The sequence below is a fragment of the Frankia sp. CeRuru1 genome, from assembly GCF_977966315.1.
Genome location: NZ_CDWWEW010000077.1, coordinates 1 through 16251, shown reverse-complemented (window position 1 = coordinate 16251; position 16251 = coordinate 1). Strand labels below are relative to the sequence as shown.

The 16251-nt window shown below is 71.1% G+C and carries 14 protein-coding genes; 11 read left to right on the top strand and 3 right to left on the bottom strand.

Annotated elements, in window-relative coordinates; genetic code table 11:
• Window positions 1-1223, top strand: a 1223-nt coding sequence (locus AC08OP_RS08385) for a type 1 periplasmic-binding domain-containing protein (RefSeq protein ID WP_476613665.1), incomplete at its 5' end; no start/stop codon positions are given.
• A 165-nt stretch (window positions 1224-1388) separates the two neighbouring features.
• Window positions 1389-1940, top strand: a complete 552-nt coding sequence (locus tag AC08OP_RS08380) for a YdcF family protein (protein ID WP_476613664.1) — start codon at window positions 1389-1391, stop codon at window positions 1938-1940.
• Between the two features lie 13 nt (window positions 1941-1953).
• Here the strand turns inward: AC08OP_RS08380 and rsmI are convergent, their stop codons facing one another.
• Window positions 1954-2898 carry a 16S rRNA (cytidine(1402)-2'-O)-methyltransferase gene (gene rsmI, locus AC08OP_RS08375; RefSeq protein ID WP_476613663.1) on the bottom strand — a complete coding sequence of 315 codons (945 nt, stop codon included), beginning with the start codon at window positions 2896-2898 and terminating at the stop codon, window positions 1954-1956.
• Between the two features lie 40 nt (window positions 2899-2938).
• Between rsmI and AC08OP_RS08370 the strand changes: the two genes are divergently transcribed.
• Both AC08OP_RS08370 and AC08OP_RS08365 read left to right on the top strand, forming a co-directional pair.
• Window positions 2939-4648: a dolichyl-phosphate-mannose--protein mannosyltransferase gene (locus AC08OP_RS08370; RefSeq protein WP_476613662.1), complete on the top strand. Its 1710-nt coding sequence runs from the start codon at window positions 2939-2941 to the stop codon at window positions 4646-4648.
• A gap of 399 nt (window positions 4649-5047) precedes the next feature.
• Entirely contained in the window at window positions 5048-5245 is a 198-nt protein-coding gene (locus AC08OP_RS08365) for a hypothetical protein (protein WP_006541195.1), read from the top strand.
• Between the two features lie 53 nt (window positions 5246-5298).
• Here the strand turns inward: AC08OP_RS08365 and AC08OP_RS08360 are convergent, their stop codons facing one another.
• Window positions 5299-5847 (bottom strand): hypothetical protein, encoded by a 549-nt coding sequence (locus AC08OP_RS08360; RefSeq protein WP_476613661.1) that lies wholly within the window; start codon window positions 5845-5847, stop codon window positions 5299-5301.
• A 392-nt stretch (window positions 5848-6239) separates the two neighbouring features.
• Here AC08OP_RS08360 and AC08OP_RS08355 point away from each other — a divergent pair, with 392 nt between their 5' ends.
• The 7 genes from AC08OP_RS08355 (at window position 6240) to AC08OP_RS08325 (ending at window position 15201) form a co-directional block, all read left to right on the top strand.
• Window positions 6240-8024 carry a glycoside hydrolase family 15 protein gene (locus AC08OP_RS08355; RefSeq protein ID WP_476613660.1) on the top strand — a complete coding sequence of 595 codons (1785 nt, stop codon included), beginning with the start codon at window positions 6240-6242 and terminating at the stop codon, window positions 8022-8024.
• Between the two features lie 210 nt (window positions 8025-8234).
• Entirely contained in the window at window positions 8235-9734 is a 1500-nt protein-coding gene (locus tag AC08OP_RS08350; RefSeq protein ID WP_476613666.1) for an FHA domain-containing protein, read from the top strand.
• A 40-nt stretch (window positions 9735-9774) separates the two neighbouring features.
• The gene (locus tag AC08OP_RS08345) at window positions 9775-10590 is read left to right on the top strand and encodes a DUF305 domain-containing protein (protein WP_476613659.1); all 816 of its coding nucleotides are present in this window, start codon (window positions 9775-9777) and stop codon (window positions 10588-10590) included.
• A 110-nt stretch (window positions 10591-10700) separates the two neighbouring features.
• Entirely contained in the window at window positions 10701-12281 is a 1581-nt protein-coding gene (locus AC08OP_RS08340) for a SulP family inorganic anion transporter (protein ID WP_476613658.1), read from the top strand.
• A gap of 72 nt (window positions 12282-12353) precedes the next feature.
• On the top strand, window positions 12354-13499 hold the full coding sequence (locus AC08OP_RS08335) for a family 43 glycosylhydrolase (protein WP_476613657.1): 1146 nt from the start codon (window positions 12354-12356) through the stop codon (window positions 13497-13499).
• Window positions 13500-13629: 130 nt separating this feature from the next.
• Window positions 13630-14034 carry a VOC family protein gene (locus AC08OP_RS08330; RefSeq protein WP_476613656.1) on the top strand — a complete coding sequence of 135 codons (405 nt, stop codon included), beginning with the start codon at window positions 13630-13632 and terminating at the stop codon, window positions 14032-14034.
• A gap of 288 nt (window positions 14035-14322) precedes the next feature.
• The gene (locus AC08OP_RS08325) at window positions 14323-15201 is read left to right on the top strand and encodes an acyl-CoA thioesterase (protein ID WP_476613655.1); all 879 of its coding nucleotides are present in this window, start codon (window positions 14323-14325) and stop codon (window positions 15199-15201) included.
• 25 nt (window positions 15202-15226) lie between these two features.
• Here AC08OP_RS08325 and AC08OP_RS08320 read toward each other — a convergent pair.
• On the bottom strand, window positions 15227-16251 hold a 1025-nt coding region (locus tag AC08OP_RS08320; RefSeq protein ID WP_476613654.1), incomplete at its 5' end, for an MFS transporter.

Here is a 16251-nt window from a genome sequence, read left to right as displayed (position 1 = left end):
TTGCCCTGGTCCCCCCGCTGACCGGTCCCGACGCCGCCCAGGGCCTCGCCGGGCTACGAGGGGTCACCCTGTGGGCGCGTGACGAACGCCTCCCACCGCCCTGGGACGAGGTGAGTCTCACCGCCTACGACGCGTATCCCGATCCGGCCACCGCCATGCGCGCCGCGGTGGCCGCGGGACCCGACGCCCTGCTCGGACCCTACGGCCACCGGGCGGCACTCGCGGCCTGTGCTGCGACGGACCGGGTGGTCTTCAACACCGGCGCCCCGTCCACGCGCTTCGTCCGGCAGGCCTTCCCGAACGTCGTGAACATCGCCGCGGCCACCTCGACCTGGCCGCGCGGGGTCCTCGCCGCCGTGCGGGCGGCCGATCGACGGGCCCGCAAGGTCGTCCTGCTCGCCTCCGGGGACACCGCCGTCGAGATCACATCGGTAACGAAGGCCGCCGCGGTAGCGCAGTCGTTCGAGGTGGCTTCGCACGTCTTCCCCCCGGGCAAGGCCGCCCTCACCGCGACCCGGCTGCCCCCGGGCGACATCCTCATCGTCCACGCCGGCCCGGACGACGAGCTGGCGGCGGCGAACATCCTGCTGCGCCGGCCGTGGCGGGCGGCCGCCTTCTCCACGGCCGTCAGTGCGCAGGCCACCGCGAGCCTGGGCGACCTGCGCGAGCAGCTGCTGGCGCCGGGCAGCTGGATGCCCGAGAGCACCCAGCCGACCGCGACCGGTCCGACCGCGCGGGAGTTCACCGCCGACTTCACCGCCCTGCACGGCGTCGCGCCGACCGAAACGGCGGCCTGGGCCTACGTCACCGGGCTGATCCTGGGACGGGCCATTCGCTACTGCGGAGGCGTGCAGGACACCTCCGTGCTCGCCGCCGCCCGGGGCATCGACACGACCACGTTGCTCGGTCGCTTCCGGCTGGACGAGGCGACGGGGCTCCAGGTCGGCCACCAGATCCCGATCGTGCAGTGGCAGGCCGGTGCCTCCCGGACGGTCTGGCCCCGTGAGTCGGCGCGGGCACCGTTCGCCCATCCCCGGCTGTTCACCAGCCGCCCGGGGACGGCGTCGCGGACTTCGCCGGGGACGGGCACGTTTTCGATCAGCCCTCCCACGCCGACGGCCGGATCGGGGACGACGCCCCCGACCACGCAGCCCCCGACCACGCAGCCCCGGACCGCGCAGCCCCGGACGCCTCCGGCCTCGCGCACACTCCCCACCACGTGAGTGGGCCTCCGCCGCCGACGGGCCATCCGGGGCGGGTGAACCGTCCGGAGCGGTGGCCCATCCGGGGGGTGGACCACCCGGAGCGGGTGAACGGTGGTTGATTCGGGTGCCGCCGTGGTACTGAGAAACTCACGGCGGCACTTGGCGGCCCGCGGAGGGGGAAACATGGCAGCGGGTCCACTCGGTCGTGCTCCCGCGGGGCCGTGGCGCCGCCGGGCCGTAGTGGGCATCCTCGGTGGCCTGACGGTGGCCTTCGCGGTGGCGACGGCCCGGCTGTTCGTCTTTCCGCACCAGGATGCTCCCGCCCCGGTGGACGCGATCGTCATGTTCGCCGGGAGTCCGGGACGGCTCGAACGCGCCGTCGCACTCGCGCGGGCCGGCTACGCACCCGTGCTCGCGGTCTCGGCGCCGACGGAGAAGGACCCGTGCCCCGGGCCCATTCCCGGGGTCGAGGTGATCTGTTTCTCGCCCGATCCGCGGACGACCCAGGGCGAGTCGCGGTGGACCTCCGCGGCGGCGGCACGCCGCGGGTGGCATTCGCTCATGGTCGTCGCCTCGACCTCACAGAGCACGCGCGCCCGGCTGCGCCTCGACCGTTGCTATGACGGCGAGACGCGGATGCAGGGGGTCCCGCCCCCGCGCCGGGCCTGGCCGTACGTGATCGCCTACGAGTGGGCGGCCCTGGGCAAGGCCCTCGTTCTCCAACGCCACTGCTGACCGCCGACCGTGCTCAGCGCCCGCCGGCCCGGTCCCCGGCCCGGGCGGCGAGCTCCGCGGCATAGACCTCGTTGCGGGAGACGCCGTACTCGGCGGCCACAGCCTTGCGCGCGTCCTTCGGGGACATCCCCGCCGAGGTTCGTCGGGCTACCTCGGCGACCAGGATCCTGCCGTCGATGATCGGCCCGGCCACGCTTGGCCCAGCCACGCTTGGCCCAGCCACGCTTGGCCCAGCCACGCTTGGTTCGGCCACGCCCGGCCCGGCCCGGCCCCGGGTACCGCCGGCGACCACCAGCGTGAACTCCCCCCGGATAACCCGGCCGTCGGTGGCCCAGCCGAGCAGATCGGCGAGGTCGCCGCGGACGATCTCCTCGAAGGTCTTCGTCAGCTCGCGGCAGAGCACCGCCGGACGGTCGGCGCCGAAGGCCGTGACGAGGTCGCGCAGGCCGGCCACGAGCCGGTGCGGGGACTCCAGGAACACCATCGTCCGCGGCTCGCCGGCCAGGTCGCGAAGGCGTCCACGCCGGTCGCCGCCCTTGCGCGGCAGGAAGCCCTCGAAGGTCCAGCGGTCCGTCGGCAGCCCGCTGACGGCCAGGGCCGCGGTGACGGCGGACGGACCGGGAACGACGGTCACGGCCATCCCCGCGGCGGCGGCTGCGGCCACGACCCGGAACCCGGGGTCGGAGACGGCGGGCATCCCGGCGTCGGTGACGAGCGCGACGGTGGCACCCTGGCGCAGGTAGTCGGTGAGCCGGGCGGCCCGGGCGCCTTCCACCGCGTCGTAGCACGACACGATCCGCCCGGACACCGTCACGCCGAGCGCGTGCGCCAGCCGTAGGACCCGGCGGGTGTCCTCGGCGGCGATCACATCCGCGGTGGCGAGGATCTCGCCGAGCCGAGGGCTGGCGTCCCGGACGTCACCGATGGGGGCACCGCACAGCACCAGGGTCCCGGACACCCGACCAGTCTGTCAGGAGCCAGGACCTACCCTGATCGGTGTGACGGCGACGACGGCCCACCTGCCCTGGACGGCGACCGGTCGCGGGGACGCGGCGCGGGTGGCCGGCCCGGGTTCCTCCGGCCCGGCCGGCGGTCGGCCGCTCTCGGTGCGTGAGCGGCTGTGCCCACCGATGCCGCGGTCGCCGCTCGTAGGGTGGCTGGCGACCCTGTCCGTCGCGATCGTCGCCGGGCTGCTGCGTTTCTGGCACCTCACAGAGCCCCGCGGGATCTACTTCGACGAGGTCTACTACACCAAGGACGCCTGGGGCCTGCTGACGGCCGGGTATGAGATCAACTCGACGACCTGTTCCGGTCCGGCCTACGTCGTCCATCCGCCGTTCGGCAAGTGGCTGATGGCCGCCTCCGAGGGTCTGTTCGGCTATACCGACTGTGCCGGGGTCTCGCACGGCAGTCCGGAGCTCGGCTGGCGGTTCTCATCCGCGCTGTTCGGGACGCTCGCTGTCTTGGTCCTCGCCCGCGCCGCCCGACGGATGTTCCGCTCCACGCTCCTGGGCTGCTTCGCCGGTCTGCTCCTCGCCCTCGACGGGCTGGAGTTCGTGCAGAGCCGCATCGGGATCCTCGACATCTTCCTGATGACTGGCGTCGTCGTGGCGCTGGCCTGTCTGCTGCTCGACCGGGACGACGGCCGCCGCCGGCTCGCCGACCGCCTGGAACCGACTGGTTCCGGTCCCGGATCAGCACCGCTGGGGGACAATGCCGCCGGCCCGGACAGCGGCTCGACCGCCGGCCCGGACAGCGGCCCGACCGCGGCGGCTCCGCCCACCCGGGCCGACCGCCTCCTCGACACGTACGGGCCGCGGCTGGGGTTCCGCCCCTGGCGGCTGGCCTGCGGGGTGGCCCTGGGACTGTCCATGGGAGTGAAGTGGAGCGCCCTCTACACGATCATCGGCTTCGCGGCGCTCGCCCTCGCGTGGGACATCGGAGCGCGGCGCACCGGCGGAGCCCGCCGACCCGTGCTGGGAGCACTGCGCCGGGACAGCCCGGCCTGGTTCGCCGGGTTCCTACTCGTCCCCATCGTGACCTTCCTCGCCACCTGGACCGGCTGGTTCGCCACCGACGGCGGCTACTACCGCCACTACTACGGCAACGGCTTCGGCGCCGCGTGGCACGGCTGGTGGAAGTACCAGATGGCGGTGCTGAAGTTCCACGAGGGACTCCACGAGGGGCACGCCTTCGCGTCGCATCCGATGAGCTGGCTGGTGATGGCGCGGCCGGTCGCGTACTACTACTCCTCGCCGGCGTACGGGACCTCGGGCTGCCACGATCCGGCCGGCTGCTCCCGGGAGGTCCTCGCCCTGGGCAACCCGGCGATCTGGTGGGTCGGCACGGCGGCGCTGGTCGCGATGCTCGCCTGGTGGGTCTCCCGGCGGGACTGGCGGGCGGCCCTGGTGCTGGTCGGGTTCGGCTCGGCCTTCGTGCCGTGGCTGCTGCTCCCGAACCGCACGATGTTCTTCTTCTACGCGCTGCCGTCGCTGCCGTTCCTGGTCCTCGCCATCACGGCGCTGGCCGGGCTCGTCCTCGGCCCGCGCGAGGCGTCGGAGACCCGCCGCCTGGTCGGGGCGCTGTCGGTCGGAATCTACACGATCATCGTCGTGCTGCTCTTCGCGTACTTCTACCCGATCCTGGCCGCCGAGGTGATCCCCTACTCCTCGTGGCGCGCCCGGATGTGGTTCCCGGGCTGGATCTGACAGGACACCACACCAGGCCCACGGTGCCGACCCGTGAACCCCGACGAGGCCCGCGGCGTCGCCTCAACGTGATCCGACTCACAACTTCGCACCCCATTCGTAGCATCACCACCGTAGGCGATGCAACCATTACGAATCGGCAAGCCGGAACGGCGACAGCCGCAGCGACAGGGGTTATCGAAGTTGGACGGTCACGAAGAGCCGAACAAGGACGCCACTAGCAGCACCGCCCTGGTCCTTGAACGGGGGGGTCGCGTACAGCTCGAGAAGTCGATCCGAGAGGCTGGGACGGTCACCATGCCCCGAGGCCGTGCGGCAGTGAGCGCCCAAACGGGCCTCCCTCCGACCTCCAACCACCGGAGACGGGTGTCGGGCGGGCCGAGACTGGGAGGAACCACCATGGCGGATGTGTCGGTACGCTTCGCGATGACCGATGACAGCGAGATCGTGCTGAACCTGTCGCTGACCCAGGCGATCCGGCTCACGGAGGCGATCGCGTCGAAGGTCAGCCAGGCGATGACCGAGCAGCCGCGGGCCGGCATGAACGGCAACGCCTACGGCCCCGGGGTGCGCCCCGGCCCCTACTCGACGTCCTGAGCCGTCCGGCACCGAGCCGGGCTGTACCCCCGGCGTACCCCCGCGGTGCCGGGCTAGCCCCCGGTCAACTGGGCGATCAGGGCCCGCAGCAGGTCGAGATCCCGGCGGCGCAGCTCGGCGACGGACGACGGATCCGGCCGTGTGGAGGCCAGCGCCGCACGCACCGAGCGCAGCTTGTCGCGCAGGATCTCCACGTCGGCGGGTGTCAGTAGACCGTCGCGCAGGACCAGCACGACGTGGCCACCGTGCTGCACCACGTCCACCGGCTCGACCATCGGCAGCGTGACGACCCGGATACCGACAGGTGCCTCCTGGTCGTAGACAAGACACAGCTGGTCCTCCGCCATCACCTCCGCGGTGCCGTCGTCCCACAGCACGGTCGCTCGGGCCGTGATAGGGGTCACACCGCGGGCCGACTCGACCCGCACGGGGTCGGCGTTCCCGGCCGGTTCGCGACGGCCGGCCGGGTGGACGGCGAGTACCGTGCCGCGCCGCGACCAGACCCCGCCACCGAGGTCGTCGACGGGGAAGACCCGGTCACCCCGGGCGAACATCACCAACGCGGCACGACCGTCCTCGGCGGTCGATGGGTGGGCGGCCATAGCGTGATCGTAGGTGGCCGCCGTGGGGGCCCGAGCGCCGAGACCCCACCAGGGCGCATCCGGCAACACCCGCACACCCGCGCCGGAAACTACCGTTCCCCACCGGTGAACCGGTCCCAACGATCCTGGTAGCCACCGATGTGGCCGCGAACCACCGCCGGCATCGCACGTTCACCGGCTCGCCGCGGCCACTGTGGCTTACGCCCGGTCATGGTCCCGTGGGCTCCGCCACGGGTTACCTTCGCCTGGTTGCCACCGAATCGCGTGGCGACCGGCGGCGGTCGGAGGACGCGGGCGGCTCCCGGCGGGCCGCGACAACGTGGTCCATCCTCCCCCCTGTCCCGTAACCCCCACGGCCGACCTCGGCCGGTCACGTTTCGCGGAGCCCACGAATGCCCGACACCGACTATCCGCCCATCGAAGAGCACGCGGTCATCGGCGACCTGCGTACCGTGGCCCTGGTCGCCACGGACGGCACGATCGACTGGTACTGCCCGCAGCGCTTCGACGCGCCGTCGGTTTTCGCGAGTCTGCTGGACGCCGACCGTGGCGGATCGTTCCGCATCCACTGTCCGGACTCCCGGGCCAGGCAGCTCTACCTACCCGACTCGAACATCCTGATGACCCGTTTCCTCGCCCCCCGCGCGGTCGGTGAGGTCATCGACTTCATGGTCCCGGTGGACAGCGACGTCACCGAGACGCCGCACGTCGTGGTCCGCCAGGCGCGAGCGGTGCGTGGAACCGCCACGTTCCGGCTGCGCTGCGACCCCCGGTTCGACTACGGCCGAGACCCGCACACCGTCACCCTGGTACCCGGTTCGGGCGCGGTGTTCGAGTCGACCGCCGGCACCCTTGTGCTGCGCACGGCCCTGCCGCTGCGCGTCGAGGCCACGGCCGTGGTCGCCGAGTTCGAGCTGGCGATGGGCGAGTGTGCCGACATCGTGCTCGAGTGGAACTCGACCATCCGCCCATTGATCATCGGTGAGGCGGAGACGTTGTTCACCCGGACGCTGAACTACTGGCAGGCCTGGATCCGGCGCGGGCGCTATCACGGCCGCTGGCGGGAGATGGTGCTACGCAGCGCTCTCGTCCTCAAGCTGCTCGTCTACCGGCCCACCGGGGCGCTGGTGGCCGCGCCGACCACCTCGCTACCCGAGGAGCTCGGCGGCGTGCGCAACTGGGACTACCGCTACACCTGGATCCGCGACGCGGCCTTCACGGTGTACGCGCTGATGGCGCTCGGCTTCACCGACGAGACCGCGGCGTTCATGGACTGGCTCGAACAGCGATGTCACGAGGCACCCAAGGACTCCGGGCTCTACGTGCTCTACAGCGTGGACGGCAACGCCGACCTGGACGAGCTGGTCCTCGACCAGCTGTCCGGCTATCGCGGCTCGAAGCCGGTGCGCGTCGGCAACGCCGCCGCCACACAGCTCCAGCTCGACATCTACGGCGAACTGATGGACTCGGTGTACCTGTACAACAAGCAGGTCCCGATCTCCTTCCAGCTCTGGGAGGCGCTGGGCCGCCAGCTCGACTGGCTGGCCAAGCACTGGGACGAACCGGACGAGGGCATCTGGGAGACCCGGGGTGGGCGCCAGCGCTTCACCTACTCAGCCGTGATGACCTGGGTCGCCTTCGAACGGGCCTGCCGGATCTCGCGCCAGCGTGGCCTGCCCGGGCCGACGAACGAATGGAAGGACTACGCCGGGCAGGCCTACCGGTTCGTCCAGAACGAGGCGTGGAACCCCACCCGCGGCGCCTACATGGAGTTCCCCGGCTCACCACGGATGGACGCATCCCTGCTGTGCATGCCGCTGGTGAAGTTCTCCGGCCCCACCGACCCCCGGTTCCTGTCGACCCTGGAACGGTTCAGCGAGGACCTGGTCAGCGACAGTCTGGTGCGCCGGTACGCCGCGGACGGCAGCGACGGCCTCACGGGTGACGAGGGCACCTTCAACCTGTGCTCGTTCTGGTACGTGGAGGCACTGACCCGGGCCGGTCGGGTCGCCGAGGCCCGGATGGTCTTCGAGAAGATGCTCACCTACGCCAACCACGTGGGGCTCTACGCCGAGGAGATCGGTTCCTCCGGGGAGGCGCTCGGCAACTTCCCGCAGGCGTTCACCCACCTCGCCCTGATCAGTGCCGCGATCCATCTCGACCGCGCGCTGGGGTGACCGACCCGAGGACGGGTGTGCGGTGACCACGGGTGTGCGGTGACCACGGGTGTGCGGTGACGGGCGGTTTCCGGTGCCGGCGCGGCACGGCAGGATAGGCGGCGAGGATACGCACCGGAGCCGATAGCCTGAAGATCGGCACCGATGTTCGGAGTGCGGGATCCTTCAAGGTCGGGATCCTCCGAGGTGCGGGATACGAGGGGCGAGGTCATGGCGGGACTGGACCGTTTCCGGGTGGTCGTGGAATCCGGGCGCGGAGATCGGGCGGGAGTGGTCGTCCGGCTGCCCGGCGCACTCATCGTCGCCCGTGCCGGCCGGTCGGAGACGGCCGAGACGACCACCAGGCTGCTGGCGCTGTGCGCCGAGGTCGCCGCCGAGGTGGGCGCCACCGCGTCGACCATGGGTCGCCGGCTGGTGCGCCGGGTCGCAGGGCTGCTGGCCGACGCCGATCCGGATCGGGTGCCCGACTTCAGCCTGCTGACCACGGTCAATGACCGGGTCGCCGCGCTGGTCCACGGGGCGATGGACGTCGTCGCGACGGGCAGCTCCGGGGTGACGCTCTCCGGCGTCGACTCGGCCACGTGGGTCGACCGGCTGCTGCCCACCGAGATCAGCCGGATCGACGTCGGCCCCACCGGCATGGTCGGGCCGACGGGTTTCCCCGGCGGGCTCGGCGATCTCGGTTTCCCGCTCGACCTGCGCATCGGGGCCGTGCCCGGGATCGGGGTGAGTCTGCTGCTCAGCGACACGCCGTCGCTGCCCGCGCCGAAGGCCTCCGCCGAGCAGCTGCTTGCCGGGTTCGATCCGGTCCGGGAGCCGATGACCGGCGCCGCGCCCATCCCCACGCCGGGAACTCGCGCCCCCGATCCGATGTCGACCACCCCGCCGGCGCTCGCCCCCCTGCTCAGCAAGGAGGAGGAGGCCCACCGGCGCCGCGCCGCCGCCGAACCGACGCAGGCAGCCGACCTTGACGAGCTCGACGAGCTCGACGAGGATCCGCCCACCGAGCTGGCCCAGCGTGACTCGATCCCGCGTGCCGGGAGCGATCTGGGTGGCAGTCACGGCCACGCCGGCCACGCCGGGCCCGTCGGCCACCGCGAGGGCCTCTCCGACGATCTAGGCGACGACCTCACCGACGACGAGCACGACGCCCTGACCCAGCTCCCGGGCCAGAGCTTCACCGTCTCCGACCTCATCGAGGACGACGAGGCACCGACGATGCTGCCGAGCAGCGGCGAGCCTCAGGTCGAGGGCGTGCTATGCGCCAACGGCCACTTCAACCACCCGCAGGCGCCGTACTGCTCCGAGTGCGGCCTGTCGCTCGCCCAGCAGAACACCCGCACGGTCTGGGGCCCCCGGCCGCCCGTCGGCGTCCTCGTCTTCGACGACGGCCAGACCATGAACGTCGACATGGACCTGGTGATCGGCCGCCAGCCGGACCGCGACGATGCGGTCCGGGCCGGGAAGGCACGGGCGCTGCCGGTCGAGGACGGCGAGAGCGCGGTCTCCCGGGTACACGCCATCATCACCCTCAACGGCTGGGACGCGGTCATCACCGATCAGGGTTCGGCGAACGGCACCTACATCGCCCCGCCGGAGGCGACCGTGTGGACGCCGCTGAGCCCGCACCAGCCGGCTCCCCTGATCCCCGGCACCCGCGTCCAGGTGGGCAAGCGGACGTTCGTCTTCAACTCCCACCTGCACGTTTGACCACCTGCCCGGGCAACTCACCCGCCCAACCGAGGTGATCATGATGACGGCGAACGACGACCGGCCAGCCGGCGACGACCCGCCGGCCAGCGACGGCGATGCGGCGCGCGGGAGTGACACGCGGCCGCGACGCCGCTGGGCCCGAAGCCGGCTGTGGTGGGCGCCGGTGATGCTCGCCGTGGTAGCCGGCCTGCTGGCGGCCGGCGCGGCGCTGGGCAACCTCGCCAGCCGGCCACCGGCTGAGGGGTCGGTCGACGTCGGCTTCGCCCGGGACATGTCCGAGCATCACGCCCAGGCGGTGCAGATGGCCATGATCGAGTTCAGTCACGGCGGTGACCAGGACACCCGCAGCGTGGCCCAGGACATCGCGCTGACCCAGCAACGCGAGATCGGCATCATGTCCTCGTGGCTGTCCGGATGGGGGCGGCCCCAGTCCACCTCCGGGACACCGATGCGGTGGATGCGGGACTCCCGCACCGTCAACGGGGCCTCGGGCGGGCAGGATGGTCATGACGGTCACGGCGCCGCCAGGCCCGGCATGTCCATGCCGGGCCTGGCCGGGGGTGCGGCGCAGGACGCGTCCAGCGACCCGCGGGACACCGCGCGCATGCCGGGCATGGCGACCCCCGCCGAGCTGCAACGGCTGGCCTCGATCCGGGGCCATGACCTCGACGTCCTCTTCCTCACCCTGATGGTGCGCCACCATCGTGGGGGGCTGGCCATGGCCCAGTACGCGGCGATGCACGCCGGTGAGGACCGGGTACGGGCGATGGCCAGGGCGATGGTGCTCGCCCAGTCGATGGAGATCGACCAGATGCAGCGCGATCTGGTACGCCTCGGCGCGCCTCGGGCCTGACCGGCGAACCCACCCGCTGTCACGACGAAACCGCCTTTGTATAGTCAAGTGGGACTAACAGGACTCGGGGAAGGTAGCCCCCTCGTCGCAGGGCAGGGGAGGCCGCCGCCATGCCTGGTGCAACCGCCCGAGAGGCCGCCGACGCCGGGGGCTTCGTTCGCCGGACGGCCCCCGGCGGCCCCTGGTACTCCCGCCGCCTCACCCGCCACTGGCCGGGGGTTCGTTACGTCCGGGTGGAACTGCTCGCCGGCCTGGTGACCTCGCTCGCGCTGATCCCGGAGACGATCTCCTTCTCCGTGGTGGCGGGGGTCGATCCGAAGGTCGGTCTGTTCGCGTCGTTCACCATCTCGGTGGTCATCGCGTTCACCGGCGGGCGCCCGGCGATGATCTCGGCGGCGGCAGGCTCCATGGCCCTCGTCGCCGCCCCCCTGGTCCGCGACCACGGCCTGAACTACCTGCTGGCGACGACCATCGGGGTGGGCCTGCTGATGTTCGTGCTCGGCCGGCTCGGGGTGGCACGGCTGATGCGGTTCGTCCCGCGGGCCGCGATGATCGGCTTCGTCAACGCGCTGGCCATCCTCATCTTCACCGCGCAGATGCCGCACGTGATCGGCAAGTCGTGGCAGGTCTACGCCCTCGTCGCCGCGGGCCTCGCCATCCTGCTGGCCGTCCCCCGCCTGACCAGAGCGGTCCCGCCGCCGCTCGTGGCGGTGGCGGTCCTCACCCTCGTCACCGCCGGTTTCGACATCTCCGTCCCCACCGTCGGCGACGAGGGCCGGCTGCCGAGCTCACTGCCCGTCCCCGGCGTGCCCGACGTTCCGCTGACCTGGGAGACACTGCGGATCATCGCCCCGTACGCGGTGGCGCTTACCGCCGTCGGCCTGGTGGAGACGCTGCTGACCGCGCAGATCGTGGACCGGTTGACCGACACCACGCATGACCCGAACCGCGAATCCCGGGGCCTGGGGATCGCCAACATCGTCAACGGCTTCTTCGGCGGGATGAGCGGCTGCGCCATGATCGGCCAGACGATGGTGAACGTCAGCTCGGGCGGGCGGGGCCGGCTGTCGACCTTCGCCGCCGGCGGCTTCCTGCTCATGCTGGTCGTCCCGCTGCGCGACCTCGTGCGGGTCATCCCGATGTCGGCACTGGTCGCGGTTATGATCATGGTGTCGGTCATGACCTTCGAGTGGCGCAGCATCCAGCCCTCGACGCTGCGCCGGATGCCCCGCAGCGAGACCGCGGTCATGGTGGCGACCGTCGCCGTCGTGGTGCCCACCCACAACCTCGCCTACGGGGTTGGGGTGGGCGTCGTGCTGGCCGCGCTGCTGTTCACCCGCCGGGCCGCGAATCTGGCGCTGGTGACCAGCGTGCTCGACCCGGAGGGCCGGGAGAGGATCTACGCCGTCCAGGGCACGCTGTTCTTCGCCTCGACCAGTGATCTGGTGAACGCCTTCGACTACGCGCGCGATCCCGGACGGGTGGTCATCGACCTCTCGGAAGCCCACCTTCTCGACTCGGCGGCGGTCACCGCCCTCGACGACGTGTGCGCGAAGTACCGCGAACGCGGCACGCAGGTGAGCCTGGTCGGGGTGAACGCCCGTAGTGCCACCCTGCTGCACAAGCTGTCCGCCGAGCCGGCCCAGATGGAACCGGCACCGACCGAGCCGGCACCGACCCACGTCCGGTGAAGTCGAGCTGATCGTGAATACACTCCGCCATTAGATGCTCACTCAGATACGTACGCTGAGGATGGTGGCGGGATGGCCGGAGAGCGAGGCGCCGGGCTCACTCAGGGTCTGATCGACTTCGCTCGGCGCCAGCCCGCGGTGGTCGTTATCATCATCGTCCTAGGCGGGTTGTACCTTGCCAGGTCCGGTCCGGGCCCGGGTTCCCGGGCCGTCCTCGTCCCCGGGATCGAGTTCTCGACCCCGTCTCTGATCACCCACAACCGGACGACCTATGCCTTCGGCGTGGACCCGGACTCCCCCGGCACCGTCGACGTGCTCTCCAGCCGGGACCGCCGGAGCTGGACGATCGAGCCGGCCGCGCTGCACGCCCTGCCGCCCTGGGCCGACCCCGCGGGCGGCCTCGGCCCGGCGGCCGTCGGCGCCTTCGGCCACGGGTTCGTCATGTACTACGCGACGGCCGTGCGTGGCCTCGGCGTCCGCTGTATCTCCGCGGCGACCGCCGACTCCGCCGACGGTCCGTTCGTCGACACCTCTCTCGCGCCCTTCATCTGCCAGACCGCGGACGGCGGCAGCTCGGATCCGAGCCCCTTCGTCGACGAAGCCGGACGCGCTTACCTGGCCTGGGCAAGCCCCGGGGCGGGCGGCGGCTCGGACCGGAACCACGGCGCGCCGCCCACGCTGTGGGCGCAGCGGCTGCGACCCGACGGACTCGTGCTCGCCGGCGAACCCGCCGTCATGCTCCGCCCGAGCCTGTCCTGGCAGCAGGGGCGGATCTCGGCACCATCGATGATCTCAACCCGCGGGCGTCACCATCTGCTCTATTCGGCCGCGTCGCCGCTCGGTGGACGGCAGGTGGTGGCGACCGCGTCGTGCAAGGGGCCGCTCGGGCCCTGCCGGCCGGCGCACGAACCGATGCTGACCGGGGGAAAGGTCGGCTTCGGACCGAGCGGGGCCCATGCCTTCACCGACGCGCGGGACCGCTGGTGGGTGGGGCTGCACAGCTGGGACTCCCGGCCCGACGGCGCCTACCTGCCAATCGGTCGGTTCGTCGTCGCTCCGCTCGACGTCACCCGGGACGCGGTGACGCTGCACGTCGACTCCCTCGTCCGGGGACGGGTGCTTGATCCGGACGAGCATGACCCGTCCCACGAGCACCCATCCCACGAGCACCGCCGGCAGCACGAGGACCGGGTAGACGGCGAGGACCGGGTGGGATAATCAGGTGGTGATGCCGGCTCCCCGCCGTCTTCGCGGACTACGACATTCCGAATCCGAGCATTCCCGGTATCTCCACCGAGGACCACGGGCCCTGGAAGTGCCGACAAAGCGACTTACGGAGAAGATCCATATGCCAGTCGAGCTGAATCATACTATTGTGCATGCCCGGAACAACCGGGAATCGGCCGAGTTTCTAGCGGATATCCTCGGTCTCAAGGTCGGCGCCGCGTGGGGACCGTTCATCCCGGTCGTCACCGCAAACGGTGTCACCTTGGACTTCGCCACCGCACCGGTTGAGTCGATCACTACGCAGCACTATGCGTTCCTGATCTCCGAGGAGGAGTTCGACGCGGCGTTCAAGCGGATCCAACGGGCCGGGATCACCTACTACGCGGATCCGCACCGCAAGCACCCGGGCGAGATCAATCATCATGACGGCGGACGGGGGTTGTACTTCCTGGACCCGGCCGGCCACGGCATGGAGATCATCACCCGCCCCTACGGGGGATTCGAAGCAGATTCCAGAGCAGTCTGAGATCGGTAACAGTCCGAAATCGGCGGACAAACCGATAAGTAGCAACCTTTATCTGCCATACGGACTCAATGGAATGTGACGTGCGCCACTGTGACCAGCGGTCGGCGGCGAATAGGCCGATATTTGCCGCGAGGCTCCGCGTCGGGCGGAGTCATGATCCACGTGTGACAATTCGGCAGAGAGTGCAGCGACCGGTCACGGTCCCCCGACCTGGGCGTCCAGCGCGGGCGTCCGGCGAGGATATCCGCGGCATTCGCACCTGGCGAGCGTCCGCGGGAAGGGTGCACTGTGGGTACACAATCCGCGGAGACGACGGGCGCACGAGCTGGTGAGACCCCCGAGCAACAGGCCGGCGCGCAGGATCGGGCCGATAGGGCGCCGGCGCCCGGCCAGTGCACTCTGAGTGAACTACTGGCAGTTCTCGACCTCGGCGGGGATGTTCCGCCGGTGCCGGCCCGATGCCTGCTCAGCACACACGGCGGCGTCCTCGGGGCGCAGCTGCTCGGCCAGCAGATCGTTCTCGCCGAGCGTATGACCCCCAGTAAGATCACGCACAGCCTGCAGACGGTGTTCATGCGCCCCGGCGACTGCCGCCAACCGGTCTGGATCGACGTCGAGCGGTTGGCCCACGGGCGGTCGATCGACTCCCTGGCCCTGACCTTCCGACAAGACTCGTTGCAGATCTGCCGGGCGGACGTGATGCTCCGCTCCCCAGAGCCGGACTTCCTGCGCCTGCGCTCCACCGAGTCCGACTTCCTCGGCCCGGAGCACGCCAGCCCCCTCGACCGTCCGATGATGCCCTGGGAGGTTCGGGTGCTTCCCCGGGCGGGCACCCATCAGCTGGACCAATGGCAGCGCATCCCCGGGGCGCCGGAGGACCGGTCCCTGTGGAGGGCGTTCATCGCGCACAGCTGCGAGCTGCTGCCGCTGTCCGACCTGCTGGCCGTCACCGGCCTGACCCCCACCAAGCGCCTGGCAGTCGCCGTCCTCTCGCAGAATGTGACCTTCTACGACGACCTGGACGTCCGGGACTGGCACCTGTTCCGGGTGCGTACCCTGCACGCGGGCCACGGCCGGACGATCGGCCGCGTCGAGGTCTTCGGCCCGGACGGGGAGCTACGCGCGGGCAGTGAGCTCGTCGGGCTGCTGCGCAGATCCGCGATCTGATGTCCGCGCGGCTGATGGAGATGGATCAGACCTCCGCGAGTGCCTGGTCCTCGTCGTCCGAGGCCCCGGACGCAGTCTTCTCCGCCGCGCCGAGGGCCGGCTCCGGCTCGGGCCGCCGGACACGGGGCAGCAGCAGCGCGGCCAGGATCCCGGCGGCGAGGACGCAGCCGCCGATGAACAGCCCGAGGGAGTAGCCGGAGGCCAGCGCGTCGAGCCGCGCGGCCCCGTGCCTGAGACGGCCGTCGGTATACCTGGTCGCGATCGTCGACACCGCGGCGAGGCCGATCGCCGCGCCGATCTGGCGGCTGGTGTTGATCAAACCGGACGCGAGGCCCGCCAGGCGCATCGGCACGCCCGCCGTGGCCGCGGCGACCATCGCGACCATGACAGAGCCCACCCCCAACCCGATGATCAGGACCGGGCCGAACACGTGCACCCAGTACGAGCCGTCCCGGGTGATCGTCGACAGCCAGAGCAGACCTGCCGTTCCGCTCATGAGACCGAACACGATGATCGGACGCGGACCGAGCCGCCCGATCATCCGGGTGACGATCCGCGAGGCAACAATGATCATAAGTGGCATCGGGAGCATGGCCACCCCGGCGCGCAGCGGGCTGTAACCCTGAGCCTGCTGGAGGAAGAGGGTGAGGAAAAAGAAGATCGTGAACATCGCGGCGCCGAGGAAGGCGGCGACCGCGTTCGCTGCGGCGAGCCCGGGGTAGCGGAAGATGCTCAGCGGCACCAGCGGGGCGGGGGTCGTGACCTCGACGACCACGAACGCGGCAAGGAGCACTACCGCCCCGGCCAGCATCCCGAGCGTGACCGGGGACGTCCAGGAGGAACTCTCGGTGCGGACGATGCCGTAGACCGACAGCACCAGGCCCCCGGTGACGGTCACCGTGCCGGGAATGTCAAGATCACGCAGCCGGCTCAACTGGCCCCGCGATTCGACAAGCACGAGCCGGGCAGCCACGAGGAGCGCCACCCCGATCGGCACATTGACGAACAGCACCCACCGCCAGTTCGCGACCTCGGTCAGCGCACCGCCGA

Bases quoted from the DNA above. Each gene is read 5' to 3' on its own strand.
- AC08OP_RS08380 (WP_476613664.1), top strand. From the start codon at position 1,389: ATGGCAGCGGGTCCACTCGGTCGTGCTCCCGCGGGGCCGTGGCGCCGC.
- AC08OP_RS08365 (WP_006541195.1), top strand. From the start codon at position 5,048: ATGGCGGATGTGTCGGTACGCTTCGCGATGACCGATGACAGCGAGATC.
- AC08OP_RS08360 (WP_476613661.1), bottom strand. From the start codon at position 5,847: ATGGCCGCCCACCCATCGACCGCCGAGGACGGTCGTGCCGCGTTGGTG.
- AC08OP_RS08355 (WP_476613660.1), top strand. From the start codon at position 6,240: ATGCCCGACACCGACTATCCGCCCATCGAAGAGCACGCGGTCATCGGC.
- AC08OP_RS08350 (WP_476613666.1), top strand. From the start codon at position 8,235: ATGGCGGGACTGGACCGTTTCCGGGTGGTCGTGGAATCCGGGCGCGGA.
- AC08OP_RS08345 (WP_476613659.1), top strand. From the start codon at position 9,775: ATGATGACGGCGAACGACGACCGGCCAGCCGGCGACGACCCGCCGGCC.
- AC08OP_RS08340 (WP_476613658.1), top strand. From the start codon at position 10,701: ATGCCTGGTGCAACCGCCCGAGAGGCCGCCGACGCCGGGGGCTTCGTT.
- AC08OP_RS08335 (WP_476613657.1), top strand. From the start codon at position 12,354: ATGGCCGGAGAGCGAGGCGCCGGGCTCACTCAGGGTCTGATCGACTTC.
- AC08OP_RS08330 (WP_476613656.1), top strand. From the start codon at position 13,630: ATGCCAGTCGAGCTGAATCATACTATTGTGCATGCCCGGAACAACCGG.